The organism is Paraniabella hibiscisoli (assembly GCF_022512515.1).
GTDB lineage: Bacteria > Bacteroidota > Bacteroidia > Chitinophagales > Chitinophagaceae > Niabella > Niabella hibiscisoli.
On record NZ_JAKWBK010000001.1, the window covers coordinates 395,614 to 409,741 of the forward strand.

The 14,128-nt window shown below is 41.9% G+C and carries 17 protein-coding genes; 4 read left to right on the forward strand and 13 right to left on the reverse strand.

Annotation, left to right across the window (positions count from 1 at the left end):
• Positions 1 to 18 precede the first annotated feature (18 nt).
• From hisS to MKP07_RS02505, 4 genes are read right to left on the reverse strand one after another with little or no spacing between them, the layout of a single operon-like run.
• On the reverse strand, positions 19 to 1,251 hold the full coding sequence (gene hisS / locus MKP07_RS02490; RefSeq protein ID WP_240844855.1) for a histidine--tRNA ligase: 1,233 nt from the start codon (positions 1,249 to 1,251) through the stop codon (positions 19 to 21).
• Positions 1,230 to 1,379, reverse strand: coding sequence for a hypothetical protein (locus MKP07_RS02495; RefSeq protein WP_240844856.1), 150 nt, complete (start codon positions 1,377 to 1,379; stop codon positions 1,230 to 1,232). The genes hisS and MKP07_RS02495 overlap by 22 nt, the downstream gene beginning before the upstream one ends.
• Positions 1,380 to 1,422: 43 nt before the next feature.
• Positions 1,423 to 1,983: a low molecular weight protein-tyrosine-phosphatase gene (locus tag MKP07_RS02500; protein ID WP_240844857.1), complete on the reverse strand. Its 561-nt coding sequence runs from the start codon at positions 1,981 to 1,983 to the stop codon at positions 1,423 to 1,425.
• Between the two features lie 23 nt (positions 1,984 to 2,006).
• Positions 2,007 to 2,705, reverse strand: a complete 699-nt coding sequence (locus MKP07_RS02505) for a MarR family winged helix-turn-helix transcriptional regulator (protein ID WP_240850618.1) — start codon at positions 2,703 to 2,705, stop codon at positions 2,007 to 2,009.
• Between the two features lie 81 nt (positions 2,706 to 2,786).
• Between MKP07_RS02505 and MKP07_RS02510 the strand changes: the two genes are divergently transcribed.
• A complete protein-coding gene (locus tag MKP07_RS02510) occupies positions 2,787 to 5,111 on the forward strand; it encodes a TonB-dependent receptor (protein ID WP_240844858.1) in 2,325 nt (774 codons plus the stop codon).
• 333 nt (positions 5,112 to 5,444) lie between these two features.
• The gene (rlmN, locus tag MKP07_RS02515; protein WP_240850619.1) at positions 5,445 to 6,365 is read left to right on the forward strand and encodes a 23S rRNA (adenine(2503)-C(2))-methyltransferase RlmN; all 921 of its coding nucleotides are present in this window, start codon (positions 5,445 to 5,447) and stop codon (positions 6,363 to 6,365) included.
• 159 nt (positions 6,366 to 6,524) lie between these two features.
• On the opposite strand, the gene MKP07_RS02520 is transcribed toward rlmN, so the two are convergent.
• The 6 genes from MKP07_RS02520 to MKP07_RS02545 all read right to left on the reverse strand — a co-directional run bounded on the left by MKP07_RS02520 (position 6,525) and on the right by MKP07_RS02545 (position 10,079).
• A complete protein-coding gene (locus tag MKP07_RS02520; protein WP_240844859.1) occupies positions 6,525 to 6,932 on the reverse strand; it encodes a hypothetical protein in 408 nt (135 codons plus the stop codon).
• Entirely contained in the window at positions 6,929 to 7,504 is a 576-nt protein-coding gene (locus tag MKP07_RS02525) for a hypothetical protein (RefSeq protein ID WP_240844860.1), read from the reverse strand. Before MKP07_RS02525 ends, MKP07_RS02520 begins: the two co-directional genes overlap by 4 nt.
• A gap of 91 nt (positions 7,505 to 7,595) precedes the next feature.
• Complete coding sequence (locus tag MKP07_RS02530; protein ID WP_240844861.1) at positions 7,596 to 8,192, reverse strand: helix-turn-helix domain-containing protein; 597 nt, start codon at positions 8,190 to 8,192, stop codon at positions 7,596 to 7,598.
• Between the two features lie 139 nt (positions 8,193 to 8,331).
• A complete protein-coding gene (locus tag MKP07_RS02535) occupies positions 8,332 to 9,006 on the reverse strand; it encodes a sensor histidine kinase (protein ID WP_240844862.1) in 675 nt (224 codons plus the stop codon).
• A 399-nt stretch (positions 9,007 to 9,405) separates the two neighbouring features.
• Entirely contained in the window at positions 9,406 to 9,516 is a 111-nt protein-coding gene (locus MKP07_RS02540) for a winged helix-turn-helix domain-containing protein (RefSeq protein ID WP_240844863.1), read from the reverse strand.
• 35 nt (positions 9,517 to 9,551) lie between these two features.
• Positions 9,552 to 10,079 carry a response regulator transcription factor gene (locus MKP07_RS02545; RefSeq protein WP_240844864.1) on the reverse strand — a complete coding sequence of 176 codons (528 nt, stop codon included), beginning with the start codon at positions 10,077 to 10,079 and terminating at the stop codon, positions 9,552 to 9,554.
• 127 nt (positions 10,080 to 10,206) lie between these two features.
• Here MKP07_RS02545 and MKP07_RS02550 point away from each other — a divergent pair, with 127 nt between their 5' ends.
• Positions 10,207 to 11,994 carry a hypothetical protein gene (locus tag MKP07_RS02550; protein WP_240844865.1) on the forward strand — a complete coding sequence of 596 codons (1,788 nt, stop codon included), beginning with the start codon at positions 10,207 to 10,209 and terminating at the stop codon, positions 11,992 to 11,994.
• 2 nt (positions 11,995 to 11,996) lie between these two features.
• Positions 11,997 to 12,548, forward strand: a complete 552-nt coding sequence (locus tag MKP07_RS02555) for a hypothetical protein (RefSeq protein WP_240844866.1) — start codon at positions 11,997 to 11,999, stop codon at positions 12,546 to 12,548.
• 61 nt (positions 12,549 to 12,609) lie between these two features.
• Here the strand turns inward: MKP07_RS02555 and MKP07_RS02560 are convergent, their stop codons facing one another.
• The 3 genes from MKP07_RS02560 to MKP07_RS02570 all read right to left on the reverse strand — a co-directional run bounded on the left by MKP07_RS02560 (position 12,610) and on the right by MKP07_RS02570 (position 14,121).
• Positions 12,610 to 12,960 (reverse strand): RidA family protein, encoded by a 351-nt coding sequence (locus tag MKP07_RS02560; protein WP_240844867.1) that lies wholly within the window; start codon positions 12,958 to 12,960, stop codon positions 12,610 to 12,612.
• Between the two features lie 187 nt (positions 12,961 to 13,147).
• The gene (locus MKP07_RS02565) at positions 13,148 to 13,609 is read right to left on the reverse strand and encodes a transglutaminase-like domain-containing protein (RefSeq protein WP_240844868.1); all 462 of its coding nucleotides are present in this window, start codon (positions 13,607 to 13,609) and stop codon (positions 13,148 to 13,150) included.
• The gene (locus tag MKP07_RS02570) at positions 13,558 to 14,121 is read right to left on the reverse strand and encodes a transglutaminase N-terminal domain-containing protein (protein ID WP_240844869.1); all 564 of its coding nucleotides are present in this window, start codon (positions 14,119 to 14,121) and stop codon (positions 13,558 to 13,560) included. Before MKP07_RS02570 ends, MKP07_RS02565 begins: the two co-directional genes overlap by 52 nt.
• Positions 14,122 to 14,128 lie beyond the last annotated feature (7 nt).

Consider the following 14,128-nt stretch of genomic DNA (forward strand, 5'->3'; position numbering starts at 1 on the left):
CCGGTATAGCCTCCATTATTACCAGCTAAAATGCAACAGATCATTAAAATTCACCTGTTGCTGCTTTCCCGTTGCCAGGTTTTTGACATTTACTACACCCTGTTCTAATTCCTTGCTTCCCAGCGCCGCTATATAAGGAATGGCCTTTTTCTCAGCATATTTAAACTGCTTATCAAATTTGCTGTTCTCGTGAAACACTTCACAGGCAATACCCTCATTACGCAGTGCTTGAGCCAGTTCTATTGCTTTGGCAACTTCAGCTTCGCCTAAATTGAAGAATAAGAGCTTCGTTCCGGTTGCTACTTCTTTTGGGAAAAGATCCAGCTCGCTCATTACATCATAAATACGATCGACCCCAAATGAAATACCTACTCCCGGAACATTCGGTACGCCAAATAAACCGGTCAGATCATCATAACGGCCTCCGCCGCCAATGCTACCTATTTGTACGCCGTTGGCTTTTACCTCGAAGATAGTTCCGGTGTAATAGTTCAGGCCCCGGGCAAGTGTAAGATCAATTAGGGGTGAATAGGGAATAGCGAGTGGTGAATGGGAAATAATGTACTCCAGTTCTTCAACACCCTTTAAGCCGGTTTCGTTTTGGGCGAAAATGGCTTTTAGTTGTTGTAATTTTTCTTCGTTGCTACCGCTAATATTTAAAAAAGATTCGATGGTCTGAATCTGCGCTTCATTTAAACCCCGGCCTGATAATTCTTCTTTTACTTTTTCTATACCGATCTTATCCAGTTTATCGATGGCAATGGTAATATCGATCATTTTTTCAGCGCCACCACAAATATCTGCAAGGGCAGCCAATACTTTCCGGTTGTTAATCCTGATCTCTACCTCCACTTTCAGCTTTTGAAACACCGTAGCGTATATATTTACCAGCTCTAACTCGTTCAGTAAAGATTTACTACCCACCACATCGGCATCGCATTGGTAAAACTCGCGGTAACGGCCTTTCTGAGGGCGGTCTGCCCGCCATACCGGTTGCATCTGGTAACGTTTAAAAGGCATGGGCAACTGCTGATGGTTCATGGCCACATAGCGGGCGAAAGGGATGGTTAAGTCATAACGCAGCGCTCTTTCCGTGATATCTTTACTGGATTTACCTTCAGTAATTTTAGCAAACCCTGCCTGGATCTTCTCCGCCTTGGCTTCATTATCTAATCCGTTATTTAATATTTTAAAGATCAGCTTATCGCCTTCTTCTCCATACTTCCCCATTAAAGTTTCGAGGTTTTCCATGGCGGTGTTTCCAGCGGCTGAAAGCCATATAACTCAAAAACAGTACGAATGGTATTGAAAATATAATTACGTCTTCTTACCGTATCCGCTCCAAAATCTCGCGTTCCCTGTGGTATTGTTGGTTTCATTTTTTTGTCGATTGTCGATGGTCCATTGACCATGGTCTATTAGCTATTTTCTATATTTCTCTATTATCGCCTCGCAGGCACTGTCAATCATATCGTATACATCATGATAGCCGGGTTCGGGACCATACCATGGATCGGGCACATCCCTGTTTTCGCCGGGATAAATTTCGTTCATTAATAACTCCACTTTTGATGCATCGAATTTCCCCTTGGCGATCCATTTTATTTCATCTACTACGTCCTCGGCCATTGCATAGATCTTGTCGTATTTTTCAAAATCGGCTGCAATAAACCTGCGGGAGCATTGCCCGCTAATATCCAACCCTCTCGCTTTTGCTACTTTTTGAGAAAGCTGATGTGGGGCCTCACCCGTATGATAGCCATTGGTTCCCGCACTATCCACCCTCCAGTTTAAACCGGCCTGGTCTACCCTGTGCTGCAAAATGCCTTCAGCCAAAGGACTTCGGCAGATATTTCCGAGACATACCATCAAAATATTCATCCTTCCTCCGTTATTACTTTTAATCAATGTAAGCAGCCCGCTAAAACGCTGTACAGGCCTTATTTCACGGGCGCAAAGATAAGCGCCATTACAAATTGTCAATCCTCTTTCCCCAGGGAACGCAATTAATTTCTTTCTGAGTTGTAATCCCTGTTACAGTCGGGCATATAATCCTCCAACGAGTGTAATTGCTTGTTGTTATAGTTGTCGAAATGAAACTGATCCAGCTTTTTAAGGAGGTTTGCCAGCTGGTATTTTTCGGCATCCGCTAAATTCCCGGCAGCAATAATCCCTAATACATCCATTTTTTGAAAAGCGCTAAAAAGGGCTTGTCTACCGTTAGGAGTTATCGTCATCAGTTGGCTGCGATGATCATCCGGATTGTCCGATTGTGTCATATAACCTGCTTTTATTAAGCGTTTTACAATTTCAATCCCACTGCTTTTCTCTATAACATTTTTTCTTATCAACTCAGTTTTAGAGATAGCATGCTGCTGCATAGCTGTGGCCAGCATACCGAATTCCTCAATTGTATTGATCGTTGTACCTGCCAGCGCCGTTTTTGCGTAAAATTTGATATAGCGATATAAAAACAAAAAATGCTGGGCTATCACCCGCTCTATATTATCAGGATACGTTTTTCCTTCTGTAATAAAAGGACCGGATTCCGCACTTATAAAACTGTTTTTCAACTCAGTTAAGTCCTGCTTTTCGTTAATTGAGTCAATCATTCCTGCCAGGGTAAGCGCTTCTTTGTCAGCCACTGTCGATTCATACGCTTCCAACTTTTCTAATAGCACCTTTAAAAGTTGAATACTGTTCATCAAAATGTATGTTTTTGTTCCAAAATTACTTAAAATTTATTGCTATCTCATTTAAATTGTGTTTTTTGTACTAAAAAACCAATGCCTAAGCCGATATTGTATGTTTTAATACTATTTTTATGCTATTCGAGAGCCTTTTCTCAAACCACGGGAAACATCAATGGTATAGTAAAAAACAAAAACACCCAGGAGCTTTTAACCGGTGTAACTATTGTTGCTGAAGGCCCCGATACGGTCACCGCTGTAAGCGATAGCAAAGGTTTCTTTTCAATCAACACGCGTGTAGGCAATTATGCAATTAAAGCCACCTCTGTAAATTATGATGCGCTCTACCAGTATAATATTACGGTAAGCTCAGGTAATGCTACCATTATTGAACTGGAATTACAGGAAAGCTCAAAGCTGCTTGAAGGGGTGACGGTAAAGACCGGTAAATCGGTAATGGCCACCAATATGATCACACCGCTATCCACCCAAAGACTTACTTCAGAAGAAATTAAGGTAAACCCCGGAGGAAATTTTGACCTTTCGAAAGTGATACAGGTATTACCTGGTGTGGGCGGCGGTACCACCCCTAGCCGGAATGATATTATTGTACGCGGCGGCGGCCCGGCTGAAAATGTGTATTACCTTGATGGCATTGAAATACCCGTGTTGAACCATTTTCAAACCCAGGGCGCCAGTGGCGGTGCTACGGGTATCATTAACGTATCTTTTGTAGACGACATACAATTAACCTCATCGGCATTCGACAGTAAGTATGACAATGCGCTGGCATCCACCTTTGTGATTAAACAAAGAAATGGTAACCCTGAAAAAACGGGCGGCAACCTCAGGCTTTCCGGGAGCGAATTTGCCGCTACACTGGAGGGTCCTGCTGGCCCTAAAACCACCTACCTGGCTTCTGCCCGCAGATCTTATCTAAAGTACCTTTTCACCCTGCTTGACCTTCCTATAAGGCCCGACTACTGGGACTTCCAATACAAAGTGAATCATAAGATCAACAAAAAAACCGAACTTAATTTTATTGGTATTGGTGCTATTGACCGCTTTAAACTGGAAGCACCTTCCAATTCAGATGCCAATACCGAATATACACTCAGAGCCAACCCATTGATCAATCAATGGAATTATACTGTGGGAGCTACTTTGAAAAGGCTGGTCAATAATGGATTTTATACCCTGGCCTTAAGCAGAAATATGTTCTCTAATGGCTTGCGCCGGTATGAGAACAATGCAACAGAGTCGGGTGCCTTGCTTTACGATCTGAACAGCCGGGAAGCAGAAAACAAGCTGCGCCTGGATGTAAATAAGTTCAAAAATGGCTGGAAGTATGCTTATGGCCTGGGCGGACAGTACGTAAAATATAATGCCGACCTGTTTAATATACTGCCTGCTGATGCTGATAATGCCACACAACCCACCACCATTAGCAGCCAAACCGATATTGATTTCTTCAAACTTGGCGCTTATGGGCATGTAAGCAAGCGCTTTTTTGAAGACCGGCTGCTGCTTTCGGCTGGTGTTCGGTCTGATGTAAATAGCTTCACCACAACCGGCATGAATCCGCTGAAAACATTATCGCCCCGATTATCACTTGCCTATTACTTATCCGATAGCTGGAACCTATCAGCTTCAGCGGGTAGCTATTATAAAATTCCTGTTTATACAAGCCTCGGTTATAGAAATGCATCAGGAGCCTTAGTGAATAAAGACCTGGAGTATATTCAATCTATACACTATACAGCGGGCATCCAGTTTATACCGCGAAATGATTTCCGGTTTACACTGGAAGGGTTTTATAAAAACTACAACAACTACCCGGTATCGGCAACAACCGGTATTTCCATCGCCAATATCGGTACTGATTTTTCCGCTATCGGCAATGACGTGTATCGCTCATCGGGTAAAGGAAGAGTGTATGGTGTAGAAGCCTACGCGCAACAGAAACTGGTGAACAACCTGTTTTACGTAGTGAGTGCGACTCTGTACCGGTCAGAATTTTCGGGCAGCGACAACCGCTTTATCCGCTCTACCTGGGACCTGGGCTATATCGTTGCTTCCACGCTGGGTTACAAATTTAAACGCAACTGGGATATAGGCGTTAAGTATCGGATCGCAGGAGGACAGCCTTACACTCCGTTTGACATGACTGCTTCGCAAGCCGCTTACCTGACAACCGGCAGGGGCACCCCTGATTACAGCCAGCTCAATTCCGAAAGGCTGCCATTCTTCCAGCAGCTGGACCTGAGAATTGATAAAAGATATTATTTCAAAAAGACCAGCCTGGATCTTTTTATAGATTTCAGAACGTGTTGTTGTATAAAACGCCCGGCCTGCCAGATTATACTTTTCAACGCAATGCAGATAACACCGGCTTTGCCACTACCGACGGGCAACCGATAGCCCCTAACGGAAGCAATGCCATCCCTGTTATCCTAAACGATCGATCGGCCAATATTGTACCTGCGATAGGATTTATCTTTGAGTTTTAAGTATTTAGGAAGCCCTAAGCCGCAAAACCGCTGCACTGGCTTTCTAAGAGCAGATTTTTGAATGCAGACTGGGTGTTGTTTTACAATAATTATTTCAAAAGTGCAACATTGGGTATCTTTGCAAAATGGCAGGAAAACAGAATATCAGAGATCTGACGCTCTCAGACCTCGAAAACTACCTATTATCTATTGGTGAAAAAAATTCAGGGCAAAGCAGATTTTCGAATGGCTTTGGTTGAAACCCGTGCAGCATTTTGATGCAATGACAAACATTAGCAAGGATTTACGTGAGAAACTGACTAATAATTTCACCTTCCCTTCTATAACCGTAGATACCGTTCAGCACTCGGAAGACGGTACCATCAAATCGAGGTTCAAGACCGTTGAAGGTCACCTTACCGAAGGTGTGTTGATACCTACAGAAGAGCGGAAAACCGCCTGCGTAAGTTCTCAAATAGGGTGTAGCCTTAGCTGTAAGTTCTGCGCTACGGGTTATATAGACCGGAAGCGCAACCTGAATTTTGATGAGATTTTTGACGAAGTTGCGCTGATCAATCAACAATCTTTGGAGGTTTACGACAAGAAACTTACCAATATCGTTTTTATGGGTATGGGTGAGCCTTTGTTGAATTACAAAAATGTATTGAAAGCCATCGAAAAGATCACATCGCCTGAGGGATTAGGAATGAGCCCGAGACGTATTACTGTTTCTACTGCCGGCGTTGCTAAACAAATCAAACAATTGGGTGATGACAAAGTAAGGTTTAAACTGGCTTTATCCTTGCATGCGCCGACCGATAAAAAGCGGCATGAGATCATGCCTATTAATGACAGTAATAATATCAAATCGCTGATAGAAGCGCTGAACTATTTTTACAAACAAACCAAGAACGAAATTACTTTCGAGTATATCCTCTTTAATAATTTTAACGACTCCATACAGGATGCGGACGACCTGATCAAGATCTATAGACAGGTACCATCGGATCTGATTAACCTAATCGAATACAATCCTATCGAATTTGCCCAGTTTACCAAACCCTCCGAAGAAAAGGTGGAGGCGTTTATGAAGCATCTCGAAAAAAACAGGGTAAATGTACGTTTACGCCGTAGCCGCGGAAAAGATATTGATGCCGCATGCGGGCAGTTGGCGAATAAAGGATAGGAGGAAGATATCTGGATATTAGATGTGGGATGTACGGGTACACCACCACCACAACTTACATACTACCGAAGAACTGAGCTTTTTCCACCGGCAACTACAAAGTATAACTGAAAAACCTGCAACATGTAAGCGTTGCAGATTTTTTGTTTTACATCTCTGTTACTTTAAATCGCTTTTCTTTAACGACGACAAAATACCAAACTGTTGATTTTTTGTATCGAGTATCAAAACCTGGTGTAAAAACAATTTATTTCCCGTCATGCCGCCTATCCCCGCTTTTAGCATCCGCTCTACCTGTGAGGTGCTGGCACCTTCCATATAAGTTACAGACTGCAGAGAAAGTTTTGTACCGACTATATTGATGCAAGCTGTAGATGGATAAGTATTAGCAGTTAAGGTCCTGTCCCATGATTTTACCTGATGCTGCATCGGTTTTGCTCCGGACTCAGCTAATTGTAAACAAGTTTCTTTGTTGGTTAGCAGTTCAAACATGCTTGATCCCGTATCGAAAAACAAAAGGGTTTCTTTTGCGTTTATTTTTGCGGGCAACAATACACTTTTATTCACGTAGGTGAAGTTTGAAAAAAAAACATCTTTTGTTTTAGCCTATGAGTAACCGACGATAAAAGGTGGATCTTTTTATCCGGATAATCAAGAACTACAACCCGATAATCTATCAGGTCGGCCCCAATTGTTCCGATTATTTCTTTGCGCCCCTCCCTCCAATCTGCAGCAGCATTATCAAATTGTTGTACCAGGATTTTACAGGCCGTAGCCGGTGTTTGACCTATCCAAAAATTATACTCCCCGATCCTGTTGTCATTTTCTGTCAAGGGGACTGCATCCGGGTATTTCAGCCGGATAGCATCGAGTTTATTTTTATAAAATATTGAAGAAGGAGCGCCCAAATCGAATTGCATATAAAATATGCGTGGGCAATTTCTTAATCTTACCGGAATGAGCATAGCTGTGTACGCTTCCCATTTAGAATGAACGGAATCGCCCTGCCACTCAAAAGAAATAGTAGATAGCCCCGAAGGCAATACTAATGATCCAACCGATGCGGATTGAGCCCAAAGGCTGCAGATAGGAAAAATAACAAAAGCAATAATAATGGGTAGTAAGTTTAATAACTTCATTTTAATTGGTATTTTTTGCATGCAAACCTAAAATGAAGTAACGGTCAACAAACCGGCATTTACCCGACATTTACCCGACACTCAATAGTAATCAACATTTTACAGAGGCTAATTTCAGTTGATTGATCTGTTGGAGCGTTGCCACAATAATAAAAGCATTGAGCAGGTACATTGCAAAGAATGGCAGTAAATAACTTATCAAATATGTCTTATTGAAATGAGCGGCCACAAGCAAGTTATAACCGAGCGTTAGCAACATTAATGCATGAAGTGAAATGATCCAGTAAATTTGTTGCCGGATAATGGTTCGCGCAGCTGCTACAGTTTCAGGATGACTAAGTCCATGCTTTCTCAAAAGGTAAACAGGAATTAAAAAGTGTACGAATGGAATGACCAGGTAACTGAAGCAGGATAGGCAAAGGTTTTGTAAAAAATGCTTTTCATTACCGGCAACCACACTTTCAGGCAAACCTGGTTTGTCTTCCAAACCCTCATTCTCCGTTTCATTTATCAGCTCTTCAAAACTTGTTTCCAGTGCCTGGGCCAAAGCCTTTATAGTAAATGCCCTGGGAATACTTTCACCATTCTCAATTCTTTGAATGGTTCGAACGGTTACATGGGCAAGACCCGCCAGATCCTCCTGGGTAAGCCCTTGCTTCTTTCTCGCCAGTACTATTTTTTTTGACAACTCCATTGCAGTAGACTACTACAGTAAAGATAAGTATTGTATTTTCTTTAGCTTCGGAGGCGCCTGTTACCGTATTGCCTGGAGGAGGTTGCATAGCGTGTACATATACATAGACCACCATGTATCGTACATAAAAAGTCTAATCCTTCTTCGCTCTTAATGTAAACCCGATAGTGGTGCCTACATCCTGCGTACTCCGTATATGTATGGTCTGACCATGCGCTTCAATAATATGTTTGCAAATGGCCAGCCCGAGGCCGCTACCCGTTGCGTCCATGCTACGGCCAATATCCGTTCGGTAAAAGCGTTCGAAAATGCGAGGCAGGCTTTTTTCGGCAATGCCAACGCCGTCATCACTTACTTCAATCAATATTCTTTTATCATCAGTGCGGTAAATACCTGCCTTAATAGAACCGTTATGCTTACCATATTTAATGGCATTTTCAAAAAGGTTTAAAACAATCTGCCGTATTTTTTCTTTATCGGCATGCACAACAATGGGCGCTTCACAACCTTTTTTAATGCTAAACTTAATGGCCTTGGGTTCAGCCTTAATAGAAATGCTTTCGAAAGTATCTTTCAGCAGATCCTGTACCACAAAATTTGTTTTCACCAATACCAGTTCGCCACGTTCAAGGCTGGAGATCTCATCGAGGTCCGTCAGTAAATTGGTAAGCCGCTCTACATTTTTAGCAGTCTTCTCCAAAAATTTCCTGCGCAGCACCGGGTTTTCGGGTTCATCCTGCAGCAAAGTATCTACATAACTTTGTATGGTAAAGATGGGCGTTTTGAATTCGTGCGAAAGGTTTTGCAAGAACTCCCTCCTGAACTGTTCATTAGCCTTTAACTGATCTACCTGCTTCTGATTCTCCTGGGCCCAGGCTTCTACATCCTCGGTAACTTCACCAATGCTTTTTTGGGTAAAATATACTTGTAATAAGTCTCCTCGCGTTTGGTTGCTTTTGTTTGATAAATAAATTTATAGATCAGCTTTATTTTACGATAAATAAAATTGTCTAACACAAAAGAGATCAAAATATAAGCGCGGTGAGCAGGATCACGAATGAAACCAGTGCAAACAGCCAACGCTTTTCCACCGCGTATAATAAAACACTTACGGGTACGGCCAGTGCCAGGGCTGTATAAAATGATAACTGCTTGGGGAAAGATTTTTTGGATTCATCCGTTTCTAAGATTCAGGGCTTCACGGTTCTTAAACCTCAAATTTATAACCCACTCCTTTAACGGTGGTAATACAATCCATATCCAGCTTCTGACGTATTTTGCGAATATGCACATCGATCGTTCTGTCGCCTACTATCACGTCATTACCCCAGATAGCATTTAAAATCTCGTTTCTTAAAAAACACGACCGGGTTTTAATGCCAGCAGGTACAATAATTCAAACTCCTTCTTCGCTAACACAATCTCTTTGTCTTCTATCTGAACCAGGAATTTCTCCGGATCAATACTAATATTACCCACTTTAACCGCCTTGGAATTATCTTTCTGCACTCTTCTTAAAAGAGCTGCTACCCTGCTCAACAGAACTTTAGGGCTTACGGGCTTGCTTACATAGTCATCTGCTCCCGTTTCCAAACCACGTACCTGGGTAACTTCATCATTCAGTGCGGTCAAAAACATGATCAAAGTATCCTTGAAAGCCGTTTGCCCGCGCAGCACCTGGCAAACCTGTACACCCGTTTTTTTCGGCATCATCATATCCAGTATGATCAAATTGGGCTTATGCTGATAGGCTTTGTCTATTGCTTCATCCCCATCTTTTGCTGTAATTACTGTATATCCTTCTTTCTCAAGATTATAGGATAAGATTTCTAAAATGTCTGGCTCGTCATCTGCAATTAGTACTTTATAGCCTTTATCCATTTTAATAATAATTTAAAGCAAACGTAACAGTAATTTGTTTTATACGGAAATAACCGGCTTTTGTTAAGCCTATCTTAATGTAAATTTAATATTGCAAGCTCCTTCAACTATGTGTTTAATATAAAAAATGTTACAAACCGGCTTAATTATTGCTGCTGTGTGGTTGATTTTTACAAATACCAATAAATTTGCTGTCACCTTATATACTATGAATTCTTTATCTATCACTATTCTGAAAAGAATACTTCCTTTGCTGGCGCTGCTACTTTTTACGGTTAACGCTGATGCCCAGAGACGAAAAAAGAAAAAGCAAATAGCCGAACCCGTTAAAATTGTTGATACGATCCCTGCTTACAAGATCGCCATCAACAGGCAGATCATGCACGAAAAGTTAGAAAAGGAGCAGGCTTCTTTGCTTTCTATTGATGGTAAAGCAGATAAGCTCTTAACCATATCAGCCGACGAACAGCTAAACGCGGCAGTGACAGACGCAGCTACTAAAAGAGTGGATTGGCTGCAATATGAAATAGAGACCAGTTCCACTATTGATGCTCGCCTGAAAGCCAATTACCTGGATGGTCTGACCACCATTCTGAAGTACGTAAAAACCTATAGCCGCAGCAGGCAATCGGCCCTTAATTACCTGCCACAGGTTATTGCTACCTATAAGCAACTCATTGAAGCTAATACCAAAAACCAATCCATTGCCCCTATTATACAGCCACTTTCGTTTGAAATAGCCAATGCGGCGCTTCAACCGGAAGTATTTAAAGATAATACCGGTTACAGCGATGTAAGAGACCTGATGATACTTAAAACCGCTGACCGTTATCCGGAAAAGGCATTTGCAGCGCTGAAAGCATATCCTGAATCACCGGTAGCAGACAGTTTGATTAGGGTGATCGGCCATAAGTATCCCTACCTGGTTTACGATTACGCACAGGCTAACAATAAATTCAGCTATCGCCTTCAAAACATAGAGGACGACTCGCTGATCGTTCATATTGTTTCTATGGCTCGCAATCCTAATAAAAGCGGGCAGTTTTATTTTCCCTTCCTGGACAATATTGTGAAGGGAAAAATAACCATGGAAGATATCGACAAGGCCAAAACAGACCCTGTAAAATATTTCCGCCTGCTGGTGCAAACACAAATAGATTATACGCAACGCGCATTAAACGGCGATACAGCGATGGGCCATACCAGCCTTTTAAAGAAACTGGAGCAGAAAGCTAAGGACGACTTTGTGGCTAAGATCAACGGACTACACGAAATGTCTGACGGGGTTCGTTTTCGTTGCCTGCAACCATTAACAGCCGAAGAGTTATATTATGTTGCGGTACTTACCAACGGACTTATTTATACCAGCAGTTATACCAATGGTGTTTACCCGTTAATGATGCGCAAAGCCAATCAAAAAGGCGATGAGCTGTTGAAGAATATCCATTTTGATCATTACAGAAAATTCCTAAGCCAGGCCGCATCCTATAATACCTTAAAGAACTTTTTGGGAAGCTTCTCTAATAACGCAGACGCAACGGACCTGATGAAGGCATTTGTTACGGGGCTGGAAAAAACAAATGGGCTGGAAGACGGTGTGGACGTGGCAGACTCTTATGCCAGTATAGCTGAGACCTTGCCGGACCTGTCGAAGGATATGTTAGCAAACGTAAAATTAAACCTGGACAGAAATCATAGCGACAACAATAAAAAAGGTATTGCCATCTACGATATTCTTTATAACCTGTTCCTGTCGGCAGACTCATCCAATCATGTAGATCTGACCAGTAAACTGGAAATTCCACCGGTATATAATGTTCCGTTCTCTACACTTACCAACGAAAATGGGGAAGTAATATCGCAGGTATTTTTTACGGAGACCAGGATGGACGTAATATCTTCAACGGTTTTTTAAACATGTTTGGTGGTGGTAACTGGAAGGTGGACGGCAGCAACAAACAATGGGTCGTTATCAAATCAACCAAAGGCAAACCCGTATCTATTTATGCTAATCGCCCGCTGGATGAAAACAAAGGCCTGGATGATAAAGCCCAGCGTGCATTAAATGATTACCTCGATGAGCATAACCTTCACCCAACCGTTACGATACACCGGGGCCATAGCTATTATGCAGAGGCCACTATCGGTTATATGGCACCCACGTCTAAAATTGTGTTTATGGGGTCCTGCGGTGGCTTTAACCTGATTGACTCTATTCTTAAAAAATCTGAAGACGCACATATTATTGCTTCCAAGCAAATCGGGCGTACTTCAATCAATAAACCTTTCTTTTATTTATTAACAGAAAAGCTGCGTACCGGTACTGATATCGACTGGATCCCTTTTTGGAAAGAATTTAAAGGAAGGGCTAATGTAGCCGGCTTTGAAGACTATATTCCACCCTACAAAAACCTGGGCGCTATTTTTATAAAAGCCTATAAAAAAGAAACCGGCGAAACGGATGTATAATAAAGAAGCTGCCTCAAAAATGAAACAGCTTCGTAAGTATGTAGTCTTTTAAAAACAAGAATTATACCGTAGCAAAAACCTGCACTTCTACTTTCCATTCAGGGCGTGCTAAACGCACTACCTGCATAGTGGCGCGTGAAGGTGTTTGTCCCTGATCAGCCGCAACCCAGCCTTCCCATACCTTATTCAACTCATCAAAGTCGTTGATATCGGTAAGATAAATATTGGCAAAAAGGATATTAGCTTTATTAGTGCCGGCTTTTTCCAATAAGGCATCAATACTGTCAAAAATATTTTGCGCCTGAGAGGCAACGGTATCCCCATCTGCCACTTGTCCGGCTAAAATCACCAGGTTTCCGGCTTTCGAAGCCTCACTCATACGAGGATTTTGTTCTATTCTTTGAACACTCATTTCTTTTACGTTTGCTTAGTTAAAAAGTTAGAAAAATATTTTATTATCGATCGCATAAATATATCAATAAAAAATTATCCTGCCTCTTCCGGCAATCTAAAGCTAACCGATCGTTCGTTCATAAATGAAAAAGATCGCCTCCCAATTTTAGAAGCAACCTTTTCTTAGTTATCTGTAAAAGTTATTGTTACTGTTGCTGCTGTTGTTGCATCTGCTCCATATAAAACCGATATGAATTGGTTTCAGTAGATGGAACCGGCTTGTCCGATTTATAACTGAAAGCGGGTTGGTTCACCGTTTCTTCAATAGGAACCACTGTTCTATTATCGATGGAAACCAATACTTCCAATACGTGGTGCGAAGACCCTTTGTAAGTGCCCTTTACCGGTGTTACATCAGAGAAGTTTCTACCTACAGCCAACCTTATATGCCTGTCGCTGGCGATACAATTATTGGTGGGATCCAAACCGATCCATCCATAATCCGGTAAATAAGCTTCTACCCAGGCATGAGTAGCACCTTCTCCTCTAAACTCATGATTTTTGGGGCAGATATAGCCGCTTACATAGCGTGCGGGAACCCCTACCCTTCTTAACATCAGCAATAAAAGATGGGCAAAGTCCTGGCAAACGCCGCCTTCAATTTCCATATTTCATCCACTTTGGTTTCTACACTGGTAATGCCCTGTTTATACTCAAAATTTCTATAAATATGCTCAGAGAAACCCAGTGCATTCACAAACGGTGTTTTACCGCTGTCAAACATCCCCTCTAAAAACATTTGTAATTCATCGGCACTTTCAAAAGCTTCCTGGTGCATAAAATCGATATATGGAAACTGTTCCTGTACCGTTAGCAGGCGCTCCCATTGATCCGCTGCCGGCATCTCGTTTTGAGGAACCTGCACTTCCTGGGTAACTACTTCTGCTTCCGAAGAAACCACCAATTCATTATGAGGCGCTACTATAGAAAACATGCCCAGCTTATTCCCGAAATAATCTATAAAAATCTCCACCGAAGGATTTTGAGTAATTGTTATTTTATGACTCACCAACTGCTGCAGTGCATCCTGTATGGGATATAACATAATCTGGTTGGTACATTCAACTGCCGGACTGCTGTAAGAATAGCGGGTAATATGTTTGATCTTAAATGATGGCATTCTTAAT